This window comes from Pseudomonas sp. HR1 (assembly GCF_030175875.1).
GTDB classification, from domain to species: Bacteria; Pseudomonadota; Gammaproteobacteria; order Pseudomonadales; family Pseudomonadaceae; genus Chryseomonas; species Chryseomonas oryzihabitans.
This window is the reverse complement of record NZ_JASNRF010000001.1, coordinates 994,492-1,015,458: the sequence shown is the minus strand read 5'-3', so window position 1 is coordinate 1,015,458 and position 20,967 is coordinate 994,492. Positions and strand designations below refer to the sequence as shown.

Below are 20,967 nucleotides of genomic sequence, written 5' to 3'. Positions count from 1 at the left end.
TTGCTGTGTGGGGTATGGCGAAGCCCGACGGACAGACGTCAGCCCAATACCTGAGGTTGAACGCCGCGGGATACAGGAGACACCGGCCAAGCTTGGGCTATACCGAAGCCGATTTCGAAGACCAGGAACCCCGCCAGCAAGGGACTGGCGCCCTGGTACAGCGCCCAGGCCTGCCAGAGGGCGAACAGGCCCCTGGCGACGGCATCGTAGCGTCCCAGCAGCAGCGAAGGCTTGGCCAGGCGCAGCACGGCCCAGACGCACACCAGAGAGCCGAGCAGATTGCCCAGCAACAGGGCTTCCGGCGGAAATGCCGCCAGGGGCGCCAGGCCCAGTGCCTGGCCGAGCTCGTCGAGCTGTCGTAGCCGCCAGGCGAGACTCCAGGGGGTGGCGAAGGGCGCGGTGACCAGCAGATCATAGAGGGCGCTGGCACGGACCAGTCGCAGATAGGGCGCAAGCTTCCACATGGACGGACTTCCTTGAGCGAGAGGAAGTCCAGTGTCGACCCTGGAGCAAGGTCCAGGGTCAAGGAGAACGGATGCGTATCGGCACCCTCGCCCAGGCCACCGGCCTGAATCGCGACACCCTGAGATTCTACGAGCGCCAGGGACTGCTCCAGGCGCGGCGGCGGGCCAACGGCTATCGCGACTATCCGCCCGAAGCCGTCGAATGGCTGGGCTATATCCGCACCGCCCAGCGACTGGGTTTCAGCCTGCAGGAAATCGCCGCCAACCTTAAGGACGTCGAGCGCGCCGCCGATCCGGATGCCTATCTGCAAGAACTGCTGCGCGACAAGCTCAGGGTCATCGAGGCGCGCATCGACGAATTGCAGGCGTTGCGTGGGGTGCTGTATTCGCGCTTGGGTGAAGCCTGTCCGCTGCGGGGGTAGCCGAGCGTTGGGCTTCGCTGCGCTCAAGCCAACCTACCAACTAGAGATGGCCGCCTGCTCTGACAGCCCCCTCTCCCCTTGGGAAAGGGTTGGGTGAGGGCGTACCCGCGCAATGAAGTCACCCGTGGAAAAGGCTGCGCCGTTTTCCACGCTACGGTGCTATTGCGCCAGGTGCCGTTCCTACGGGCTGGGTATAACGGCTGATCGTAATCGGGCCGGAGATGCTGGAGATGGCCGCCTGCTCTGACAGCCCCCTATCCCCTTGGGAGAGGGTTGGGGTGAGGGCGTACCTGCGCAATGAAGTCATCCGTGGAAAAGGCTGCGCCGTTTTCCACGCTACGGTGCTGCACTCAACCCAACCCGACCAGTTATCGCAACGCTTACGCCCCCTCCTCCCCATACCCCTCGGCCAGATGTTGGTCCTTGAGCTTCACGTAGTTGCCGGCGCTGTAGGTGAAGAAGGCGCGTTCCTTTTCCTCCAGCGGTCGCACCTGCTTGACCGGGCGACCGACGTAGAGATGGCCGCCTTCCAGCCGCTTGCCCGGCGGGACCAGGCTGCCGGCGCCGATCACCACGTCATCCTCCACCACCGCGCCGTCCATGACGATGCTGCCCATGCCCACCAGCACCCGGTCGCCGATCGTGCAGCCGTGCAGGGTCACCTGGTGGCCGACGGTGACGTCGTTGCCGATCAGCAGGGGATAGCCGTCCGGGTTGAAGGGGCCGGCGTGGGTGATGTGCAGCACGCTGCCGTCCTGGATGCTGGTGCGGGCGCCGATCTGGATGCGGTGCATGTCGCCACGGATCACCGTCAACGGCCAGATCGAGCTGTCTGCGCCGAGGGTCACGTCGCCGATCACCACCGCGGTGGCGTCGACGAAGGCGCGTTCGCCCAGTTGCGGGGTCTTACCCTGGAAGGTCCTTATGGTCACGATAGATACCTTTTCTCGTCGGAAGGGTCTTGAGACCTATTAGGATGGGCTCCATATATAACTGTCAAAGCCATCGCCCCGAGGGGAACGCCGTGAGCGCCAGCAATCCGCTGCTTCAGTCCCATGACCTGCCGCCCTTTTCCGCCATCAAGCCCGAGCACGTCGAGCCGGCCATCGACACCATCCTGGCCGAGAACCGTGCCGCCCTGGCCAAGCTGCTGGAGACCCAGAAGGAACACCCCACCTGGGCCGGCCTGGTGCTGGCGATGGACGAGCTGAACGATCGGCTGGGCCAGGCCTGGAGCCCCATCGGCCACCTCAACGCCGTGTGCAACAGCGCCGAGCTGCGCGCCGCCTACGAGGCCTGCCTGCCCAAGCTGTCGGCCTATTCCACCGAGATCGGCCAGAACAAGGACCTCTTCCAGGCCTATAGCCGCCTGGCCGAGAGCGAGGAAGCCAAGGGCTTCGACGTCGGTCAGAAGACCACCCTGGAACACGCCCTGCGCGACTTCCGCCTGTCCGGCATCGACCTGCCGCCGGCCGAGCAGCAGCGCTATGCCGCCATCCAGGCGCGCAAGTCCGAGCTGGGCAGCAAGTTCTCCAACCAGCTGCTCGACGCGACGCAGGCCTGGACCAAGCACCTCACCGACGAAGCCGCCCTCGCCGGCCTGCCCGAGTCGGCCAAGGCCCAGCTGCAGGCCGCCGCCCAGGCCAAGGAGCTGGACGGCTGGCTGGTGACCCTGGAATTCCCCAGCTACTACGCGGTGATGACCTACGCCGACGACCGCGCCCTGCGTGAAGAGGTCTACGCCGCCTATGCCACCCGCGCCTCCGAGCAGGGTCCCAACGCCGGCCAGTTCGACAACGGCCCGGTGATGGAGGAATTGCTCGACCTGCGCCAGGAACTGGCGCGCCTGCTGGGCTACGCCAACTACGCCGAGCTGTCGCTGGCCACCAAGATGGCCGAGAGCAGCGACCAGGTGCTGGGCTTCCTGCGCGACCTCGCCGTGCGCTCCAAGCCCTTCGCCCAGCGCGACCTGGAAGAACTGCGCGCCTTCGCCGCCGAACAGGGCGTGCAGGATCTGCAGAGCTGGGACACCGGCTACTTCGCCGAAAAGCTGCGCCAGCAGCGCTATTCCCTGTCCCAGGAAGAGGTCCGTGCCTGGTTCCCGGTGGACAAGGTGTTGTCCGGCCTGTTCGCCACGGTGCAGAAGCTCTATGGCATCGAGATCGCCGAGTTGCGCGACTTCGAGAAGTGGCATCCGGACGTGCGCCTGTTCGAGATCAAGGAAAACGGCACCTCCATCGGTCGCTTCTATTTCGATCTCTATGCCCGCGCCAACAAGCGTGGCGGCGCCTGGATGGACGGCGCCCGTGACAAGCGCCGCGACGCCCAGGGTCGGCTGATCGATCCGGTGGCCTACCTGGTCTGCAACTTCACTCCGGCCAGCCCCGGCAAGCCGGCGCTGCTGACCCATGACGAGGTGACCACCCTCTTCCACGAATTCGGCCATGGCCTGCACCACCTGCTGACCCGCGTCGAGCATGCCAGCGTCTCCGGCATCAACGGCGTGGCCTGGGATGCGGTGGAGCTGCCCAGCCAGTTCATGGAGAACTGGTGCTGGGAGCCCGAAGGCCTGGCGCTGATCTCCGGTCACTACGAGACCGGCGAGCCGCTGCCCCAGGAGCTGCTGGACAAGATGCTGGCGGCCAAGAACTTCCAGTCCGGCCTGATGATGCTGCGCCAGCTGGAATTCTCGCTGTTCGACTTCGAGCTGCACGCCACCCATGGCGACGGTCGTAGCGTGCGCGAGGTGCTGGAAGGCATCCGCGACGAGATCTCGGTGGTGCGTCCGCCGGCCTACAACCGCTTCCCCAACAGCTTCGCGCACATCTTCGCCGGTGGTTATGCGGCGGGTTACTACAGCTACAAGTGGGCCGAGGTGCTGTCCGCCGATGCCTTCGCCAAGTTCGAGGAAGAAGGCGTCTTCAATCCGGAAACCGGGCGGGCCTTCCGCGAAGCCATCCTGGCCCGCGGCGGCTCCCAGGCGCCCATGGTGCTGTTCGTCGACTTCCGCGGTCGCGAGCCCAGCATCGACGCCCTGCTCCGCCATTCCGGGCTGAGCGAGGAGGCGGCGTGAGCGAGCCGATCCGCAAGAGGTTCATCGCCGGGGCGGTCTGCCCGGCGTGCCAGGCGCAGGACACCCTGAAGATGTGGACCCAGGAGGGCACGCCTCATCGCGAGTGCGTCTCCTGCGGCTACAGCGACACCCTGGACGAGCGCGGCAATTCGGTCCCCAAGGAATTGCCGACGCGAGTCAATATCAGTGCGCTCAAGCCCAAGAAGCTCGATCCCAAGGTGCAGGCCGTGCAGTTCTTTCCCAATCCCAAGCTGAAGAAGCCGGATTAGGCAGCGGTGACCTTCGACAAGACCGCGCCCGGGATCACCCGGGCGCGGTCTTGCTGTTTTTGGGTCGAGTGAAATCGATCCGTATAGGGCTTCTGTAGCGATGAAAACAGGCTTCAGCGCAGGGGGTCCCAAGTTTTATCCACAAAAAGCGGATTCGATAGCCAGCCGATCATCTTTTTAATCCATTGATAATAAAGGCTTTTTATTTAGCCCCTGGCTGAGATTAGGGATTTCTCACGAAGTTATACCGATTTTATCCCCGATTTATCCACAGGCTGTGCATCCGTGAATGACCCGGGAGTCTTTTTCCGTGATCGGACTCCAAGGGGATAACCGACACCCTCGTCCCCCATGAGGAAAGCCCTCCATGCGTACCCTCCTCGCTGCTGCAGCCTTCTGTCTGACCGGCAACCTGGCGCTGGCCGCGCCGCCGGATCACGAACCTGGCGGGCCCAAGGGGCCGCACGGGCCGGGCTGGCAGGAACAGGGTGGTCCCAAGGGCCAGGGACCCGGTCCCATGGCGCATGATCAGGGTCGTCCGGCTGCCGGACCGGCCGCCGGCGGGCCGCCCGATCTGGGACCGGCGCGGGAGCGCATCAAGGCGCTGCGGGGACAGATCGGCCGTGGGGGTGACCTGCCCCCGGGTCTGCGTCTGGAGCGTGGGCGTCCTCTGCCAGCCGGCTACGGCCGCCCCCTGCCCCCGGGCATCGCCCGCCAGTTGCCTGACTATCCCGGCTACGAATGGCGGCGCCTGGGTACCGACATGGTGCTGGTCGCCGTGGGCACCGGGCTCGTCTACGCCATCCTGCAGGGCGTGCTGGACTAGTCCGGGCAATTCTTTTGTCGGCAGCCCGCGGGCACCGCCGAGTTCACCGCAGGCTCTGGCACGGGCTCCCGGGGCCGGCCGCTCGGGCGTGGGCCGCCGGTGCGCCGGCGCAGGCGATAAATGGCGAAATCCCTCTGGCACAGTGCCAGCCCGGATTTCAGTAGAATAGCCGCCGCGCGCGGCCGCCTTCCGCCTCCAGACGGTAGGGAAACCGGGCCGCTTCGCATCGGTCTCAACGCCCATCGCTCGCCAAGGATTTCCCATGAGAGCTCTGCCCCGTCTGCTGCCGCTGGCCCTGTTCGCCCTGCTCGTGGGGCACAATGCCCCGGCCCGCGCCGAACCCGGTCTGTTCAATCTGCTGGTCGGCAGCTACACCGCGGGTAGCAGCCAGGGGTTGTATGTCTATCGCTTCAACAGTCGCAATGGTCAGATCGATGGCCCGCTGCGCATCGTCAAGGCGTCCAATCCCTCGTTTCTGACCCTGTCTCGCGATGGCCGGACCCTGTTCGCCGTCAACGAGAATGGCCGGGGCTCTAGCGGCGACAGCATTGGCCGGGTCACCTCCTATCGCTTCGAACCGGGCAATGGCCGCCTGCAGCAGGTCAGCCAGGTCAAGAGCCTGGGCGACGAGCCGACCCATTCCAGCCTCAGCACCGACGGCAAGTTCCTGTTCGTCGCCAACTACTCCAGCCTGCCGGAAGGCTCCCTGGCGGTGCTGCCGATCCAGGACGGCGGCGTGCTCAGTCCGGTGGCGCAGATCGAATTCCACCAGCCCAGCGAACAGCACCCGCGCCAGCAGTCGAGCCATGTGCATGCGGCGGTGACCACCCCGGACGGCCGCTTCGTCTTCGCCCCGGATCTGGGCGCCGACAAGGTCTTCGTCTATCGCTATCTGCCGCAGCAACCGGAGCGGCCGCTGGTGGCCGCCGAGACACCCTTCGTGCCGGTGCCGGAAGGCAGCGGGCCGCGCCACCTGGTGTTCAGCGCCGATGGCCGCTACGCCTACCTGACCCTGGAACTGGCTGGCCAGGTGATGGCCTTCGCCCACCAGGACGGCATGCTGCGGCAGTTGCAGAGCTACAGCCTGACGCCCCAGGAATTCACCGGCGAGCGGGATGCCGGCGCCCTGCACCTGTCCGGTGACGGGCGCTTCCTCTATGTCGCCAGTCGTGGCACCGACAACCAGCTGGCGGTATTCGCGGTGAATCCCGACGGCACCCTGACCTTTGTCGAGCGCCATCCGGTCAACGGCCTGTCGCCACGGGAATTCGCCATCGATCCGTCCGGACGCTTCCTGCTGGTGGCCAACCAGAAATCCAATCAGCTCAAGGTCTTCGCCCGGGATCCCGACAGCGGCAAGCTCGGCGACGAACTCCAGAGCCTGGACGTTGGCGCGCCAGCCGACCTCAAATTCGTCGCGGTACCCTGATGACCCACTTCGATCGTCTGCACCACGTGGCGCTGATCTGCGCCGACTACCAACGCTCCCGGCACTTCTACACCGAGATCCTCGGGCTGCCGGTGATCGCCGAAACCTATCGCGAGGCCCGGCGTTCCTGGAAGCTGGATCTGGCGGTGGGCGCGCATGCCCAGCTGGAGCTGTTTTCCTTTCCCGATGCCCCGCCGCGGCCCTCGCGCCCGGAAGCCCAGGGCCTGCGCCACCTGGCCTTTGCCGTGGCCGACCTGGACGCCACCGTCGCCCACCTGCAGGGCCATGGCGTGGTCACCGAGCCGATCCGCACCGACGAACTGACCGGCAAGAGATTCACCTTCTTTGCCGATCCGGACGATCTGCCGCTGGAAGTCTACGAGCGCTAGCGCGCCGCTCAGGTCGCCAGCCGCGCGCCGGCCAGGGACTCGCGCGGCAGTTCCAGTTCTTCCAGCAGCCAGTCGAGAAAGCGCTGCACCAGTCGCTGGCGCCGCTTGCGCTCGGGCAGGATGGCGTAATAGCCATAGCGCGAGGTGGCCAGCCCGGCGAAGGGGCGACAGAGCAGCTCCTGCTGCAGCAGATCGTCCACCAGGTGGCGCCAGCCGATCGCCAGGCCCTGGCCGGCGATGGCCGCCTGGATCACCAGGGTGTAGTTGTCGAAGCTCAGCACCGCACCGGACGGCGCCGCGGGCAGGGGTGCCAGGTCCAGCGCCGGCAACAGCGTCTTCCAGTCATACCAGCGGCTGTTGGGCGCCGCCTTGAGGTGCAGCAACGGCCACTGACCCAGCTCCAGGACGGGTAGCGGCGGCTGCCGACCCTGGAGCAGCCGCGGACTGCACACCGGAAAGACCTCTTCGCGAAATAGCGGCCAGGCTTCGCCATGCTTGAAGCGGCCGTCGCCAAAGCCCAGGGTGATGTCGATCTCCGGACCGGGCAGGGGCACCCTGTCGCTGGTCACCAGGCTGACGTCCAGCTCCGGATGGCGGGCATGGAAACGTGGCAGGCGCGGCAACAGCCAGTAGGCGGCAAAGGCGAAATCGGTGGCCACCTGCAGCACCTCGTGGGCGGGGCGGGCGGTGACCAGCCGCACCCCCTCGTCCAGGGTGGCGAGACCGGCCTCGACGTATTCCTGCAGCAGCCGTCCGGCTTCGGTGAGCAGGATGCCGCGATGGACGCGATCGAACAGCCGCACCTGCAACTGGGCTTCCAGGCGCTTGATCTGCTGGCTGATGGCCGGCTGGGTGGTCCCCAGTTCGCCCGCCGCCGCGGTAAAGCTCAGGCGGCGCGCCACCACCTCGAAGGTGCGCAGGCTGTCCAGCGCCAGGGCAGGGCGGTCGGCAGGGGCGGCGTCCAAAAGTATGTTTCCATGGCGATTGGTCATAAGCCTAGCTTATCCGAAACATCATCCCCAGTGGCCTTCACGCAGATTTTTCAGCATTGGATGATGGGTCACCCATAAGCAACCCTGATCCTAGCGGAGGCGCTCTTGTCCAAGCCGATGAACATCCTCTTCCTCATGGCCGACCAGATGGCGGCGCCTATCCTGCCGCTGTACGACGCCGCCTCGCCGATCAAGCTGCCGAACCTGCAACGCCTGGCCGAACAGGCCGTGGTGTTCGACTCTGCCTACTGCAACAGCCCGCTGTGCGCGCCCTCGCGCTTCACCCTGGTGAGCGGCCAGCTGCCGTCGAAGATCGGCGCCTACGACAACGCCGCCGATTTCGCCGCCGACATTCCCACCTATGCCCACCACCTGCGCCGCCTCGGCTATCGCACGGCGCTGTCGGGCAAGATGCACTTTTGCGGACCGGATCAGCTGCACGGCTACGAAGAGCGCCTGACCAGCGACATCTATCCCGCCGACTATGGCTGGGCGGTGAACTGGGACGCGGCGGACGAGCGCCCGAGCTGGTACCACAACATGTCCTCGGTGCTGCAGGCCGGGCCCTGCGTGCGCACCAACCAGCTGGATTTCGACGAAGAGGTGGTCTTCAAGGCGCGCCAGTACCTCTACGATCACGTGCGTCGCGGCGATGACCAGCCGTTCTGCCTGACCGTGTCCCTGACCCATCCGCACGATCCCTACACCATCCCCCGCGAATTCTGGGACCTGTACAACGAGGTCGACATCCCGCTGCCGCAAGGCGCCATCCCCCAGGCCGAGCAGGATCCCCACAGCCAACGCCTGCTCAAGGTGATCGACCTCTGGGACAAGCCGCTGCCCGAGGCCAAGATCCGCGACGCCCGCCAGGCCTACTACGGTGCCTGCAGCTACGTCGACACCCAGGTCGGCCACCTGCTCAAGACGCTGGAGGAATGCGGTCTGGCCGACGACACCGTGATCGTCTTTTCCGGCGACCACGGCGACATGCTCGGTGAGCGCGGACTCTGGTACAAGATGCACTGGTTCGAGATGGCCGCGCGGGTACCGCTGCTGATCCATGCGCCCGGTCGCTTCGCCCCGGCGCGGGTGCAGGCCTCGGTGTCGACCCTGGACCTGCTGCCGACCTTCGTCGAGCTGGCCGGCGGCCAGCTGCCGGACGAGCTGCCGCTGGATGGCCGCTCGCTGCTGCCGCACCTCGAAGGCCGGGTAGGGCACGACGAGGTGATCGGCGAATACCTGGCCGAGGGTACCGTCAGCCCGCTGCTGATGATCCGCCGCGGCGCCTACAAGTACATCCACTGCGAACTGGATCCGCCGCTGCTGTTCGATCTGCAGAACGATCCGCTGGAGCGGGAGAATCTGGCCGCCAGCGCCGACTACGCCGAGTTGCTCGCCAGCTTCCAGGCCGAGGTCCGCCAGCGCTGGGACCTGCCGCGCCTGCACGCCGAGGTGCTGGCCAGCCAGCGGCGGCGGCGCTTCGTCGCGGCGGCCCTGGAGCAGGGCGAGCGGACCAGCTGGGATCACCAGCCCTTCGTTGATGCCAGCCAGCAGTACATGCGCAATCACATCGACCTCGACGACCTGGAGCGTCGCGCCCGCTACCCTCAACCCTGAACCGCTAACAGGAGCACGGCCATGAAACACGGAATCATCGCTACCTTCACGCTGGCCCTGGTCAGCCTGTCGGCCCAGGCCGAGGACCAGGCCTGCGCAACGGTTCGCCTGGCCGATCCGGGCTGGAGCGACATCGCCGCCACCAACGCCCTCACCGGCGCGATCCTGAGTGCGCTGGGCTACACCGGCAAGGTCGAGACCCTGGCGGTGCCGATCATCTACGGCGGCATGCGCAACGGGCAGGTGGATGCCTTCCTCGGCAACTGGATGCCGGCGCAGCAGGCGCACTATGACCAGTTCGTGAAGACCGGGCAGGTCACCGAGCTGGCGCAGAATCTGGTCGGGACCGAATTCACCCTGGCGGTGCCCACCTATGTCTGGGAAGGCGGGGTGAAGAGCTTCGACGACCTGGCCAAGCATGCCGACCAGTTCGGCAAGAAGATCTACGGCATCGGCGCCGGCGCGCCGGCCAACCAGTCGCTGCAGAAGATCATCCAGGACAACGAATTCGGTCTGGGTGGCTGGCAACTGGTGGAGTCCAGCGAGCAGGCCATGCTCTCCCAGGTCGGGCGCGCGGTGAAGCGCGACAAGTGGGTGGTCTTTCTCGGCTGGACCCCGCACCCCATGAACGTCGACTACCCCATCAAATACCTGACCGGCGGCGACAAGTACTTCGGCACCGCCGGCACGGTCAACACCCTGACGCGCAAGGGCTACGCCGAGCAGTGCCCCAATCCGGCCCGCCTGCTGAGCAACATGAAATTCACCCTGGACATGGAGAACGCCGTCATGAGCGCCGCGCGGGACAAGGGCGGCAGCTACGACACCGCCGCCAAGGCCTGGCTCAAGGCCCATCCCCAGGTGCTCGAGCCCTGGCTGCAGGGCGTCACCACCCGCGATGGCCAGCCGGGCTTGCCGGCGGTACAGAAAGCCCTGTGAACGCTACGGCCTGAGGGCTACCTGAGACCGAGCCGCCGCGCCAGGCGCGCGAGGTTGGCGCGGTCCAGGCCCAGGGCGGCGGCGGCCAGGGTCCAGTTCTGGCCGTGCTGTTCCAGCGCCAGGGTGATGGTCTGGCGCTGGAAGGCATCGGTAGCCTCCCGCAGGGAGGCAGAGGGCAGGGCGGCATCCTCCTCGGGCAGGGGCGCGGGGCCCAGTGGCAGGCCGAGCTGATCGCCGTCCAGGGTCAGGATGCCGCCGCGCTCCTCGCTGCCGGCATGGGCCTTGAGCGCGGCCCGGCTGATGAGGTGGGAGAGTTCGCGCACATTGCCCGGCCAGTCGTAGGCCAGCAGGGTGCGCTGCGCCGCGGGCGTCAGCCGGAGGCCACGCAGGCCCAGGCGGGCACGATTCTGCTCCAGGTAGAAACCGGCCAGCAGCAGGACGTCGCGGCCGCGCTCACGCATGGCCGGCACGGCCAGCGGATAGACGCTCAGGCGATGGTAGAGGTCGGCGCGAAAGCGCCCGGCGCGCACGCACTCGGCCAGGTCGCGATTGGTGGCGGCGATGATGCGCACGTCCACCTTGAGATCGCGATCCGAGCCCAGCCGCTGCAACTGGCCACTCTGCAGCACCCGCAGCAGCTTGGCCTGCACCGTCAGCGGCAATTCGCCGACCTCGTCGAGAAACAGGGTGCCGCCGTCGGCCAGCTCGAAGCGCCCGCGGCGGTCGCTCACCGCGCCGGAAAAGGCCCCGCGCACATGGCCGAAGAGTTCGCTTTCCACCAGGGCCTCGGGCAGGGCCGCGCAGTTGAGGCTGATCAGCGGCCGCTGCTGGCGCAGGGAGCGCGCGTGCACGGCTTCGGCCACCAGCTCCTTGCCGACGCCGGTCTCGCCGGTGATGAGCACCGTCAGGTCGCTGGCCGCCACGGTCTCGATCTCCTGCCGCAGGCGCAGGCTGGCCGGACTCTGGCCGATGAGTTCACGGGGCCGCTGGTGCCCCACCGATTGCTGATAGGCCACGGTCAGCTCATGCTCGCTGACGATGCGCGCGGAGAGCTGGCCGATGCGCTCTGCGGCGGCCACGGTGGCGGCCGCCAGCCCGGCGAAGGCGGCGAGGATGGTGAGATCCTCGGGCTGGGCATTCTGCGCCTGCAGCGAATCCAGGGTCAGCAGGCCCCAGAGCTGGTCCTGCACATAGAGCGGACAGCCCAGGCAGTCGTGGACCTCCAGATGGCCCTGCACGCCCTCCACCAGGCCATCGTAGGGATCGGGCAGGTCGCAATCGACGGCGAAGCGGGTCGGCGCGCGACTTGCCAGCAGCAGCGCCAGGCGCGGGTGCTCGCCGACCTTGAAGCGCCGGCCCAGGGTGTCGGCCGCGAGACCCCTTACCGCCAGGGGAACCAGGACATCGCCATCCAGGCGCAACAGGGCCACCGCATCGAAGGGCAGGACCTTGCGCAGGGCATCGAGCAGGCTGGCATAGCGCTGCTGATCGGGCAGGTCGCGGGCCAGATCCGCCACCAGGGGCACCATGGCTTCGAGCAGGGTGGTACGGGTCAATTTGACCTCGGCGAGTCATAGGGACCTGGTCATTATGACAAGCTCCCTGGATAAAAGCCTGATCTGGCGCAGTTTTTTGGTTGGCACGACTCGTGATACGGCCAGGGCAGTCCTGTTTGGAGATCCCTGCCATGCTGTCATCAGACCAAAAGGCCATCATCAAGGCCACCGTCCCCCTGCTGGAAACCGGCGGGGAAATCCTGACCCGGCATTTCTACGACAGATTGCTCGGCGACAACCCCGAGATCCGCCCGCTGTTCAACGGTGCCCACCAGGCCAGCGGTGCCCAGGCCCGGGCGCTGGCGCGCGCGGTGCTGATGTACGCCCGCTACATCGATCGCCTGGATACCTTGGGGCCGCTGGTGGAGCAGATCGTCAACAAGCACGTCTCGCTGCAGGTGCAGCCGGACCACTATCCGCTGGTGGGCATCGCCCTGCTGCAGAGCATCCGCGAGGTGCTGGGCGCCGAGGTGGCCACCGATGCGGTGATCGACGCCTGGGCCGCCGCCTATGGCCAGCTGGCCAATCTGCTGATCGGTGCCGAGGAGCAGCGTTACGCCGCCCAGGCCGAGGCGCCCGGTGGCTGGCGTGGTGGGCGGGCGTTCCGCATCGCGCGGATCGAGCCGGAAAGCGAAGAGATCAGCTCCTTCTACCTGGAGCCGGTGGACGGGCTGCCGACCAGCATCGCCCAGCCCGGGCAGTACCTGGGGTTGAGCCTGACGCTGGACGGGGTCGAATACCGCCGCAACTACTCGATCTCGGCCGCCAGCGAAGGCCGTGGCTATCGCATCAGCGTCAAGCATCAGCCGGGTGGGGTGGTCTCGCGCTACCTGCATACCGACGCCCATGAGGGCACCGTGCTGCAGGTCTTCGCGCCGGCCGGCGAGTTCGTCCTGCAGGAATCGACCAAGCCGCTGCTGCTGATCGCCGGTGGCGTCGGCATCACGCCGCTGCTGCCCATGGTGTCGGCGGCGCTGCCGAGCGGGCGGCCGATCCAGCTGATCCATTGCACCCGCCATGTCGGGGTCCAGGCCTTCGGGCACTGGCTGGAAGAGCAGGCCGCCCACCATCCACAACTGCAGCTGTATTTCTGCTACAGCGAACCGGTGGCGGAAGAGGCCTATGCCTCGCGCCTGGATCGGGCGCGCCTGCAGCGTTGGCTGCCCAGGGATCGCGACCTGGACGTCTATCTTCTCGGCCCGCAGCCGTTCATGGCCCAGGTGCGCCGTGATCTGCTGGAGCTGGGCGTGCCGGAAAAGCAGATCCGCCATGAGTTCTTCGGACCCGCCACGGACCTCTGAAAAAAAGACGCCCACTGCCGTTGGGCAGTGGGCGTCTCTTCGCGAGAACCCAGGCGCCACCTGTGGGTAGCGCCTTGCTGTCAGCGAGCTAGCGACGCTGGTAGACGATGTCCTTGCTACCGCCTTCGCAGCTGCCCACCACCTTGGCGGAGGCGCTGGCACTGCCCTTGTCCACCACCTCGAGGCTGTAGTGCGCCACTTGCTTGGCCTGCAGCTTGGCATCGATATCGGCCTTGACCGTGTCGCACGAGGTGCCGGCGGCAAAGGCGCCGCCGCTCAGGGCCAACAAACCGAGGGTGATCACGATTCTACGCATCTTGCCTGTCCTTTTGCGGGGGGAGGGAGGTCTGGAATGCTGCTCAGCTGGCTTCGATACGGAAGCCGATCTTCAGGGTGACCTGATAATGAGCCACCTTGGCGTCCTGGATATGACCGCGGATTTCACCCACCTCGAACCATTCCAGGTTCTTGACCGACTTGGCGGTCTCGGCGAGGGCGTTGTTGATGGCGTCCTCGACACTGGTGGTGGAAGAGCCAACGATTTCCAGCTTCTTGTAGGTGTGATGATCGGACATGAAACTCTCCTGGGTCAGCAATAGCGGGCGCTGCAGCGGTTAGCCGGCAACGCGTTGACCGGTGTCGCGGTCGACTCGCCGGGAAGGGTGCCTCTGCCATTTGAGGCCGCGAAAGGCCCCGATAAGTTCACTGCCCAGGCTCTCGCCCACGGCTTTGCAGCACTTTCCAACGGCTCGGTAGTCACATTTCCTGAATCCGTCCATCCCAGGAGGTTGTCATGGCCCGTAACACCGATTACCAGGCGTCCATCGCCAGCATCGAGAACGAAATCAACAGCCTGCTCGACTCGCTGGCATCGCTGAAGAAGAACGCTGCACGCGAATCCCGCAGCAGTCTGAATTCCTTCAAGAGCACCGCTCGCGAAGCCCTGCACCATTCGGGCGATTCGCTGGAAGAGGTCTATGACGACGTGCGTCGCCTGACCCGTCAGTACGGTCGCGCCGCCAGCGGCGTGGCGCGCGAACATCCCTGGGCCACCGTCGGCATCGCCGCCGGCGTGACCGTCCTGGTCGGCTGGGCGCTGCTGCGCGGCGACCACTGATCGTGGCGGTTCGAGGCATCCTCAAGGGGTGCCTCGGGCGCTAGCGCTCGGCCAGCTCGTTTCTGAGCCAGGCCGCCAATCGTTCCACCCGTTCATCCGCCAGCCGACCCGGCGCCCACAGCGCCAACTCCGCACCGGTCGCCGCAAAACCCCAGGGCGCTACCAGCCGGCCCGCCTTCAGATCCGCCGCCACCAGTGGCTCCGGCGCGATCGCCACGCCCAATCCCGACAGCGCCGCCTCCAGCAGGTAATAGAGGTGCTCGAAGCCCTGCCCGTACTCCAGCTCCGGTGCCTCAAGGCCCTGGATGGCGAACCACTGTGGCCAGGCCTGGGGCCGTGACAGGGTGTGCAGCAGGCGTTCCGCCAGCAAGGCCTGCAGATCGCCGTCCCGCAATCTCAGATAGGCCGGGCAATAGGGGCTCAGCACCGGACCGATGCGCTCAGGCGCCAGGTGATAGGGCATCACGTCCTGTGGCGGCGCCGTCTCGGTGAACAGCAGGCTGGCGTCCAGGCCAGCGGCGGCCAGCGGGGTGTCGTCGGTACGGGTCGAAAGGTGCAGGCGCAACTCCGGCAGATCGCGATTGAGGCGATCCAGCCGCGGAATGAACCAGCGCGCCACCAGACTGCCCGGGCAGCCCAGCACGAAGGGCCCCTGGCGACTGCCGGCCTTGAGTTCGGCGCACACCTCACGCAGGCGCTCGAAGACCTCGCCACTCACCTCGCGCAGCCGCAGACCGGCTTCGGTCAACGCCAGACCACGGCCTTCGCGGCGAAACAGCGCCACCCCCAGTTGTTCCTCCAGCGCACGGATCTGGCGACTTACGGCGCCATGGGTCACGTGCAGCTCGTCCCCTGCGCGGCTCATGCCACCTAGACGAGCAGTGGCTTCGAAGGCGCGCAGGGCATTCAGGGGAGGCAGGTCGCGGGGATCGCTCATCTGTGAGATTTCCTGACGGGTCATCGCGATCTTATCGATTTATCAGCGGCACTCAAGCAGGTAAGGTAGATCCATCTTCGCAGGAGAATCCCATGACCCAGCCCGCTTATCGCCAGGGCCCCGACGCTCAAGGCATGTTCGGCCAGTTCGGTGGCCGCTATGTCGCCGAAACCCTGATGCCGCTGATCCTCGATCTGCAGCGCGAATACGAGACCGCCATGGAGGATCCGGCGTTTCTCGAGCAGCTGGCCTACTTCCAGCGCGACTACGTCGGTCGGCCCAATCCGCTGTACTTCGCCGAGCGCCTGACCGAGCACTTCGGCGGCGCCAAGATCTATCTCAAGCGCGAAGAGCTGAATCACACCGGCGCGCACAAGATCAACAACTGCATCGGCCAGATCCTGCTGGCCAAGCGCATGGGCAAGACCCGCATCATCGCCGAGACCGGCGCCGGCATGCACGGCGTGGCCACCGCCACCGTGGCCGCGCGGTTCGGCCTGCCCTGCGTCATCTACATGGGCAGCACCGACATCGACCGCCAGCAGGCCAACGTCTTCCGCATGAAGCTGCTGGGCGCCGAGGTAATTCCGGTCACCTCCGGTACCGGCACCCTCAAGGACGCCATGAACGAGGCGCTGCGCGACTGGGTGACCAATGTCGCCGACACCTTCTATCTGATCGGTACCGTGGCCGGTCCGCATCCCTATCCGGCCATGGTCCGCGATTTCCAGGCCGTGATCGGTCGGGAGACCCGCGCCCAGATCCTGGAGAAGGAAGGACGCCTGCCCGACAGCCTGATCGCCTGCGTCGGTGGTGGCTCCAACGCCATGGGCCTGTTCCACGAATTCCTCGATGACACTGACGTCGCCATCATCGGCGTCGAAGCCGGCGGCCACGGTGTCGACACCACCAAGCACGCCTCCAGCCTCAACGGCGGGATGCCCGGGGTGCTGCACGGCAACCGCACCTTCCTGCTGCAGGACGACGATGGCCAGATCATCGACGCCCACTCGATTTCCGCCGGCCTGGACTACCCCGGCATCGGCCCGGAGCACGCCCACCTGCACGACGTGAAGCGCGTGGAATACGTGCCGATCAACGACGACGAGGCGCTCAAGGCCTTCCACCAGACCTGCCGCCTGGAAGGCATCATCCCGGCGCTGGAAACGGCTCACGCCTTGGCCGAGGCCTTCAAGCGCGCGCCGCACCTGCCCAAGGACCACCTGATGGTCATCTGCCTCTCGGGCCGCGGCGACAAGGACATGCAGACCGTGATGAGTCACCTGGGAGACAAGCTATGAGCCGCCTGGATACCCGCTTCGCCGCGCTGAAGGCCGAGGGCCGTGCGGCCCTGGTCACCTACACCACCGCCGGCGATCCGGACTATGACACCGCCCTGGCCATCCTCAAGGGCCTGCCGGCGGCCGGTGCCGACGTCATCGAGCTGGGCATGCCCTTCACCGATCCCATGGCCGACGGCCCGGCCATCCAGGCCGCTGCCCTGCGCGCCCTGCAGGCGGGTCAGAATCTGGCCAAGACCCTGGAGATGGTGCGCGACTTCCGGCGTGGGGAAGGCGAGACGCCGCTGGTGCTGATGGGCTACTACAACCCCATCCATCGCTATGGCGTGGAGCGCTTCCTGGCGGAAGCCGCCGAAGCGGGCGTGGATGGCCTGATCGTGGTCGATCTGCCACCCGAGCACGACGCCGAGCTGGCGCTGCCAGCCCAGGCCGCCGGCATCGACTTCATTCGCCTGACCACCCCGACCACCGACGACGCCCGCTTGCCGCGGGTGCTCAACACCAGCTCCGGCTTCGTCTACTACGTGTCCGTCGCTGGCGTCACCGGTGCCGGCTCGGCCACCACCGAACACGTCGAGGCCGCCGTGGCGCGCCTGCGCCGCTTCACCGACCTGCCCCTGGCCGTCGGCTTCGGTATCCGAACCCCCGAGCAGGCGCGGGTGATCGCTCGCATCGCCGATGGTGTGGTGGTGGGCTCGGCCTTCGTCGATCAGATCGCCAAGGCCGAGTCCTCAGGCGCTGCCATCGACGGCGTGCTCGGCCTCTGCAAGCAGCTGTCGGACAGCGTGCGCACCGCGCGCTAGGCCCTCGCCAGCCTCGAAAAAGACCGCATCAGGCGGTCTTTTTTTATGCCTGGACAGCCTGCAAGCTGTGCATAACTTTTTGGGCAGTCTGTTCGCTACCGGCGCAAGGCCGCGTGCCAGAAGGGTTGGGCAGGTATTGGCCCTGTTGATCGAATCCGCTACGACCTGATCCGCTGAGTCAGGCTGCGAACGCCGGACTGCTTTGCCGTCATTGCCTGACAGGTAAAGGCTGTGGATAAGCCTTGGGCAAGTTGTCAGCAACCGATCAGGCGGTTGTCCGGGCAAAATTGCTCATTAAATAGCCAATTTCGTTTAGGTCGCTCAGGCTGCCGAAGGCGCACTCCGCGGTCCGGTTTTCCCACATCTGCTGTGTGCGTGCCTGTGGAAAAGATGTGGGACCTGGCCTGTACACCATGGCTGGCAAGGCCTGCAGAGGATCGTACAAAAAATGATCAATCCTCTTTTGGGTGTTTTCCACAACCCACAATAGAGCTGCATAGGGCTGTGGATAGGTTGTTCGTCTAGTGCCAGAGGCCATAGCTGGCGCGGCTTCCAGAGAATCGATCAAATAATGACCAGTTTTCCGGGTTATTCCCGAGTCAAGGGATTTCTGCTGCCAGCCCAAGGAGTTATCCACGTCTGTTCAGCGCCGTACTCAGCGATCGCCGCTAAAAGCCCTGTGGATAAGTCTGTTGATTTTCTGTTTGGAAGCCTGTGTACGACAGCATTGGCCTAGCGCAGCGTCACCTGCTGGCGCAGGCCTGCGGCCGGCAGGGTGAAGGCGCATTCCTCGAAGGTGGCCATGCGCATGCGCAGTGGCGGATTGTTGCTGTAGCCGTATTGTTCGGTGGGCATGCCGATGAAATTGGTGTCCAGCGAGCTGTTGCCGTTGCTGTCGTGGATGACCGACACGGCATAGCGCCCGGGCGGTAGATCGAAGCGCTGCTCCTGGGTACCCGCCTGCGCGGTGAGATGGGCCTGGGCCACGGGCGTCTTGTGCGCTTTCCAGGCCGCTTCGCTATCGAATACCGCCAGCAGCAACTGGCCCCCCGAGGCATCGACCGTCTCCACCCGTACCTGCAGTTCGGCGGCCTGCAAGAGACCGCTCAGACCGAGACCAGCGACCAGCAACAGAGACTTCATGGGCATTCCTTCAGCAGGGGGAGGGCAGCAGCCGCAGCAACTCGGCCGGTTGTTCGAAGAAGAGATCGGGTTGCTGCGCGCGCAGCGTCGTGGGGCAGCCATAGCCCCAGGCCACGGCGGCGCAGCCCAGTCCGGCGCGGCGAGCGGCCTGCAGATCGCGCAGTTCGTCACCGACATAGAGGGCCTCGGCCGGCGTGATCCCCTGGCGGTGGAGCAGGCGCTTCAGACGCCGCGTCTTGCCCAGCAGGGGGATGTCGAATTCGCCAGCGGTGAATAGGCGTCCGGCCTGGGGCAGCACCTGGTGCACGGCCGCGGCGGAGTTGGAGGTCGCCAGGCCCAGCTGCAGACCACTGGCCTGCAAGCGGTCGAGGGTGGCGGGAATCTCGGCGAAGGGCAGGACCTGAGCGCCACGCTGGACCAGCAGGCGGCGATAGTGCCGGGCGATGCGGGGCACCTGCCAGAGCGGGATGCCCAGGCTGTCGAGCAGACCGGTCAGGGAGGAGGCGCGCAATCGTGGCCACTCGTCGGCGGCTGGCTGGCGAAAGCCATGGGTCTGCGCCAGCTCGCCGAGACAGCTCAGCAGAAAAGGCAGGCTGTCCGCCAGGGTGCCGTCGAAGTCGAAGATGACGTAGCGATAGCTCATGCGAGAGAGGCGCGGTGGGCGAAGGCGCCAGCGTAGCGGTCGCCTCCCGGTTTTGCCACCGCGACGGGATCCGGCAGGGGCGTCCCTGCCGGACAGGTCACACGCGGAAGCGGCGGATCTGGCCGTTGAGCTCCACTGCCAGTTCGGAGAGCTGCTGGCTGGCGGCGCGGGTCTGCTCGGCACCGGCGGCGGTCTGCACCGACAGATCGCGGATGCGCACCAGGTTGCGATCCACCTCGCGGGCCACCTGGGCCTGCTCTTCGGCAGCGCTGGCGATCACCAGGTTGCGCTCGTCGATGCCCGACACCGACTGGGCGATGGCGGCCAGGGCGGCGTTGGCCGACTGCGCCTGCTCGCGGGTCTGGCGGGCCTGGTCGGCACTGGTCAGCAGTGCATCGACGGTCTGGCCGGTGCCCTGCTGGATGCTGCCGATCATGCCTTCGATCTCGCGGGTGGATTCGCCGGTGCGATGGGCCAGGGCGCGGACCTCGTCGGCGACCACGGCGAAGCCACGACCGGCATCACCGGCACGCGCCGCTTCGATGGCGGCGTTGAGCGCCAGCAGGTTGGTCTGCTCGGCGACTGAGCGGATCACGTCCAGCACCTGGCTGATGTTGCGGGTCTGCTCGGCCAGCTGGCGGGCCTGCTCGCTTGCACCCAGCACGTTTTCGGTAAGCACCTCGATGGCGCCCAGGGTATCGCCCAGCTGCCGCTGGCCCTGACGCGCGGTATCGGCGGCCTGGCGCGATTCGGACGAGGTGGAGGTGGCGTTGCCAGCCACCTCGTCCACCGCCTGGCTCATCTCGGTGACGGCGGTGGCCGCCATCTCGATCTCGCTGTTCTGCTGCTGCAGGCCGTGGGCGCTCTCCTGCATGACCGCGGTCATCTCCTCGGCGGCCGAAGCCAGCTGGGTAGCGGAGTGGCCCAGGTGGCCCAGGGTGTCGCGCAGATTGGTCTGCATCTGCTGCATGGCCTGCAGCAGCTGGGCGGCTTCGTCGTGACCGCGGGTATCCAGGGTCTGGGTCAGATCGCCATTGGCGATGGTCCGGGCGGCGGCGACGGCCTCGGCGATGGGCCGGGTCATGCTCAGGGTCAGGCGCCAGGCCAGCAGCACGGTCAGACCCAGGGCCAGGGCGATCACGATCCAGGTGATGGAGGTGGCCTGGGCATAGGTCTCGCCGGAGTGCTGGGAGGCGGCCTTGATGTCTTCCTGGTTGATCTTGCGCAGGGCTTCGGTGCGCTCGTTCATCTGCACGCCGAGCTGGGCCATGCTGGTCTGGATCAGGCTGCGGGCTTCGTCGAGCTTGCCGGCGCCGATCAGGTCGGCCAGTTGCGCGGTGTAGCGGACATAGTCGCCGTGGATCTGGCGCAGGGCATCGAAGGCCTGGCGTTCGCGATCGCTGCTGACGAGTTTTTCATAGCGACCGAAACCGGCACCGATGTCGGCATTGATGCTGTCGATCTTCTTGCGTGTGTTGGCGACGGTGGCGGCATCCGGAATGGCCAGCAGACGCAGCACCTCGACCCGGGTGCGGGCCAGTTGCAGGGCGAGGTTGTCGGCTTCGACGATGCTGGGCACGTTGTTGGTCTCGATGACCTGGCCCTGGGTACGGATCTGCGACAGTTGCAGCAGTCCGAACAGACCCAGACTGGCCACGAGGATGGCCAGCAGGCCGAAACACAACACACTGCGAATGGCGAGGGAGAAGGAACGAAAGGTCACGGCGGCAGCCCCGGTGAAGAGTG

The 20,967-nt window shown here is 66.4% G+C and carries 22 protein-coding genes; 12 read left to right on the top strand and 10 right to left on the bottom strand.

Annotated elements, in window-relative coordinates; translation table 11 throughout:
• Window positions 1-38 precede the first annotated feature (38 nt).
• On the bottom strand, window positions 39-464 hold the full coding sequence (locus tag QKY98_RS04600) for a hypothetical protein (RefSeq protein ID WP_284670417.1): 426 nt from the start codon (window positions 462-464) through the stop codon (window positions 39-41).
• A gap of 71 nt (window positions 465-535) precedes the next feature.
• Between QKY98_RS04600 and QKY98_RS04595 the strand changes: the two genes are divergently transcribed.
• On the top strand, window positions 536-886 hold the full coding sequence (locus tag QKY98_RS04595) for a MerR family transcriptional regulator (RefSeq protein ID WP_284670416.1): 351 nt from the start codon (window positions 536-538) through the stop codon (window positions 884-886).
• A 380-nt stretch (window positions 887-1,266) separates the two neighbouring features.
• Here the strand turns inward: QKY98_RS04595 and QKY98_RS04590 are convergent, their stop codons facing one another.
• Window positions 1,267-1,818 (bottom strand): gamma carbonic anhydrase family protein, encoded by a 552-nt coding sequence (locus QKY98_RS04590; RefSeq protein WP_074583324.1) that lies wholly within the window; start codon window positions 1,816-1,818, stop codon window positions 1,267-1,269.
• Window positions 1,819-1,862: 44 nt separating this feature from the next.
• Between QKY98_RS04590 and prlC the strand changes: the two genes are divergently transcribed.
• From prlC to gloA2, 5 genes are all read left to right on the top strand, one after another.
• A complete protein-coding gene (gene prlC, locus QKY98_RS04585) occupies window positions 1,863-3,959 on the top strand; it encodes an oligopeptidase A (RefSeq protein ID WP_169886919.1) in 2,097 nt (698 codons plus the stop codon).
• Complete coding sequence (locus QKY98_RS04580) at window positions 3,956-4,228, top strand: YheV family putative zinc ribbon protein (RefSeq protein ID WP_074583321.1); 273 nt, start codon at window positions 3,956-3,958, stop codon at window positions 4,226-4,228. Before prlC ends, QKY98_RS04580 begins: the two co-directional genes overlap by 4 nt.
• Before the next feature lie 367 nt (window positions 4,229-4,595).
• The gene (locus tag QKY98_RS04575; RefSeq protein WP_284670415.1) at window positions 4,596-5,054 is read left to right on the top strand and encodes an anti-virulence regulator CigR family protein; all 459 of its coding nucleotides are present in this window, start codon (window positions 4,596-4,598) and stop codon (window positions 5,052-5,054) included.
• Window positions 5,055-5,316: 262 nt separating this feature from the next.
• Entirely contained in the window at window positions 5,317-6,483 is a 1,167-nt protein-coding gene (locus QKY98_RS04570; RefSeq protein ID WP_027600520.1) for a lactonase family protein, read from the top strand.
• Window positions 6,483-6,872, top strand: a complete 390-nt coding sequence (gene gloA2, locus QKY98_RS04565; RefSeq protein WP_027598748.1) for an SMU1112c/YaeR family gloxylase I-like metalloprotein — start codon at window positions 6,483-6,485, stop codon at window positions 6,870-6,872. The genes QKY98_RS04570 and gloA2 overlap by 1 nt, the downstream gene beginning before the upstream one ends.
• An 8-nt stretch (window positions 6,873-6,880) precedes the next feature.
• Here the strand turns inward: gloA2 and QKY98_RS04560 are convergent, their stop codons facing one another.
• A complete protein-coding gene (locus QKY98_RS04560) occupies window positions 6,881-7,864 on the bottom strand; it encodes a choline sulfate utilization transcriptional regulator (RefSeq protein WP_042135007.1) in 984 nt (327 codons plus the stop codon).
• 117 nt (window positions 7,865-7,981) lie between these two features.
• Between QKY98_RS04560 and betC the strand changes: the two genes are divergently transcribed.
• Together betC and QKY98_RS04550 are read left to right on the top strand one after the other, a co-directional pair.
• Window positions 7,982-9,481 (top strand): choline-sulfatase, encoded by a 1,500-nt coding sequence (gene betC, locus QKY98_RS04555; RefSeq protein WP_284670588.1) that lies wholly within the window; start codon window positions 7,982-7,984, stop codon window positions 9,479-9,481.
• 21 nt (window positions 9,482-9,502) lie between these two features.
• Entirely contained in the window at window positions 9,503-10,420 is a 918-nt protein-coding gene (locus QKY98_RS04550; protein WP_284670414.1) for a choline ABC transporter substrate-binding protein, read from the top strand.
• A 17-nt stretch (window positions 10,421-10,437) separates the two neighbouring features.
• Here the strand turns inward: QKY98_RS04550 and norR are convergent, their stop codons facing one another.
• Window positions 10,438-11,976, bottom strand: coding sequence for a nitric oxide reductase transcriptional regulator NorR (norR, locus tag QKY98_RS04545; protein WP_150340240.1), 1,539 nt, complete (start codon window positions 11,974-11,976; stop codon window positions 10,438-10,440).
• Window positions 11,977-12,107: 131 nt separating this feature from the next.
• Between norR and hmpA the strand changes: the two genes are divergently transcribed.
• Complete coding sequence (gene hmpA / locus QKY98_RS04540) at window positions 12,108-13,277, top strand: NO-inducible flavohemoprotein (RefSeq protein WP_074583313.1); 1,170 nt, start codon at window positions 12,108-12,110, stop codon at window positions 13,275-13,277.
• A gap of 88 nt (window positions 13,278-13,365) precedes the next feature.
• On the opposite strand, the gene QKY98_RS04535 is transcribed toward hmpA, so the two are convergent.
• Both QKY98_RS04535 and QKY98_RS04530 read right to left on the bottom strand, forming a co-directional pair.
• The gene (locus tag QKY98_RS04535; protein WP_108582735.1) at window positions 13,366-13,593 is read right to left on the bottom strand and encodes a DUF1161 domain-containing protein; all 228 of its coding nucleotides are present in this window, start codon (window positions 13,591-13,593) and stop codon (window positions 13,366-13,368) included.
• A gap of 43 nt (window positions 13,594-13,636) precedes the next feature.
• Window positions 13,637-13,852: a dodecin gene (locus tag QKY98_RS04530; protein ID WP_007160169.1), complete on the bottom strand. Its 216-nt coding sequence runs from the start codon at window positions 13,850-13,852 to the stop codon at window positions 13,637-13,639.
• Between the two features lie 218 nt (window positions 13,853-14,070).
• On the opposite strand from QKY98_RS04530, the gene QKY98_RS04525 reads away from it, so the two are divergent.
• On the top strand, window positions 14,071-14,394 hold the full coding sequence (locus tag QKY98_RS04525; RefSeq protein WP_007160170.1) for an ElaB/YgaM/YqjD family protein: 324 nt from the start codon (window positions 14,071-14,073) through the stop codon (window positions 14,392-14,394).
• Window positions 14,395-14,434: 40 nt separating this feature from the next.
• On the opposite strand, the gene QKY98_RS04520 is transcribed toward QKY98_RS04525, so the two are convergent.
• Complete coding sequence (locus QKY98_RS04520) at window positions 14,435-15,331, bottom strand: LysR family transcriptional regulator (protein WP_284670413.1); 897 nt, start codon at window positions 15,329-15,331, stop codon at window positions 14,435-14,437.
• 92 nt (window positions 15,332-15,423) lie between these two features.
• Here QKY98_RS04520 and trpB point away from each other — a divergent pair, with 92 nt between their 5' ends.
• Both trpB and trpA read left to right on the top strand, forming a co-directional pair.
• A complete protein-coding gene (trpB, locus tag QKY98_RS04515; protein WP_284670412.1) occupies window positions 15,424-16,632 on the top strand; it encodes a tryptophan synthase subunit beta in 1,209 nt (402 codons plus the stop codon).
• Window positions 16,629-17,435: a tryptophan synthase subunit alpha gene (trpA, locus tag QKY98_RS04510; protein ID WP_284670411.1), complete on the top strand. Its 807-nt coding sequence runs from the start codon at window positions 16,629-16,631 to the stop codon at window positions 17,433-17,435. Before trpB ends, trpA begins: the two co-directional genes overlap by 4 nt.
• A 732-nt stretch (window positions 17,436-18,167) precedes the next feature.
• Here trpA and QKY98_RS04505 read toward each other — a convergent pair.
• The 3 genes from QKY98_RS04505 to QKY98_RS04495 form a co-directional block, all read right to left on the bottom strand.
• Window positions 18,168-18,578 (bottom strand): DUF2141 domain-containing protein, encoded by a 411-nt coding sequence (locus QKY98_RS04505; RefSeq protein ID WP_144954678.1) that lies wholly within the window; start codon window positions 18,576-18,578, stop codon window positions 18,168-18,170.
• A 10-nt stretch (window positions 18,579-18,588) separates the two neighbouring features.
• Complete coding sequence (locus QKY98_RS04500) at window positions 18,589-19,221, bottom strand: HAD hydrolase-like protein (RefSeq protein ID WP_027600528.1); 633 nt, start codon at window positions 19,219-19,221, stop codon at window positions 18,589-18,591.
• A 97-nt stretch (window positions 19,222-19,318) separates the two neighbouring features.
• Window positions 19,319-20,944: a methyl-accepting chemotaxis protein gene (locus QKY98_RS04495; protein WP_027598758.1), complete on the bottom strand. Its 1,626-nt coding sequence runs from the start codon at window positions 20,942-20,944 to the stop codon at window positions 19,319-19,321.
• Between the last annotated feature and the right edge of the window lie 23 nt (window positions 20,945-20,967).

Bases quoted from the DNA above. Each gene is read 5' to 3' on its own strand.
- QKY98_RS04600 (WP_284670417.1), bottom strand. From the start codon at position 464: ATGTGGAAGCTTGCGCCCTATCTGCGACTGGTCCGTGCCAGCGCCCTC.
- QKY98_RS04505 (WP_144954678.1), bottom strand. From the start codon at position 18,578: ATGAAGTCTCTGTTGCTGGTCGCTGGTCTCGGTCTGAGCGGTCTCTTG.
- QKY98_RS04570 (WP_027600520.1), top strand. From the start codon at position 5,317: ATGAGAGCTCTGCCCCGTCTGCTGCCGCTGGCCCTGTTCGCCCTGCTC.
- hmpA (WP_074583313.1), top strand. From the start codon at position 12,108: ATGCTGTCATCAGACCAAAAGGCCATCATCAAGGCCACCGTCCCCCTG.
- gloA2 (WP_027598748.1), top strand. From the start codon at position 6,483: ATGACCCACTTCGATCGTCTGCACCACGTGGCGCTGATCTGCGCCGAC.
- QKY98_RS04530 (WP_007160169.1), bottom strand. From the start codon at position 13,852: ATGTCCGATCATCACACCTACAAGAAGCTGGAAATCGTTGGCTCTTCC.
- QKY98_RS04520 (WP_284670413.1), bottom strand. From the start codon at position 15,331: ATGAGCGATCCCCGCGACCTGCCTCCCCTGAATGCCCTGCGCGCCTTC.
- betC (WP_284670588.1), top strand. From the start codon at position 7,982: ATGAACATCCTCTTCCTCATGGCCGACCAGATGGCGGCGCCTATCCTG.
- trpB (WP_284670412.1), top strand. From the start codon at position 15,424: ATGACCCAGCCCGCTTATCGCCAGGGCCCCGACGCTCAAGGCATGTTC.
- QKY98_RS04525 (WP_007160170.1), top strand. From the start codon at position 14,071: ATGGCCCGTAACACCGATTACCAGGCGTCCATCGCCAGCATCGAGAAC.
- QKY98_RS04595 (WP_284670416.1), top strand. From the start codon at position 536: ATGCGTATCGGCACCCTCGCCCAGGCCACCGGCCTGAATCGCGACACC.
- QKY98_RS04575 (WP_284670415.1), top strand. From the start codon at position 4,596: ATGCGTACCCTCCTCGCTGCTGCAGCCTTCTGTCTGACCGGCAACCTG.
- QKY98_RS04535 (WP_108582735.1), bottom strand. From the start codon at position 13,593: ATGCGTAGAATCGTGATCACCCTCGGTTTGTTGGCCCTGAGCGGCGGC.
- trpA (WP_284670411.1), top strand. From the start codon at position 16,629: ATGAGCCGCCTGGATACCCGCTTCGCCGCGCTGAAGGCCGAGGGCCGT.
- QKY98_RS04550 (WP_284670414.1), top strand. From the start codon at position 9,503: ATGAAACACGGAATCATCGCTACCTTCACGCTGGCCCTGGTCAGCCTG.
- QKY98_RS04560 (WP_042135007.1), bottom strand. From the start codon at position 7,864: ATGACCAATCGCCATGGAAACATACTTTTGGACGCCGCCCCTGCCGAC.
- QKY98_RS04500 (WP_027600528.1), bottom strand. From the start codon at position 19,221: ATGAGCTATCGCTACGTCATCTTCGACTTCGACGGCACCCTGGCGGAC.
- prlC (WP_169886919.1), top strand. From the start codon at position 1,863: ATGGGCTCCATATATAACTGTCAAAGCCATCGCCCCGAGGGGAACGCC.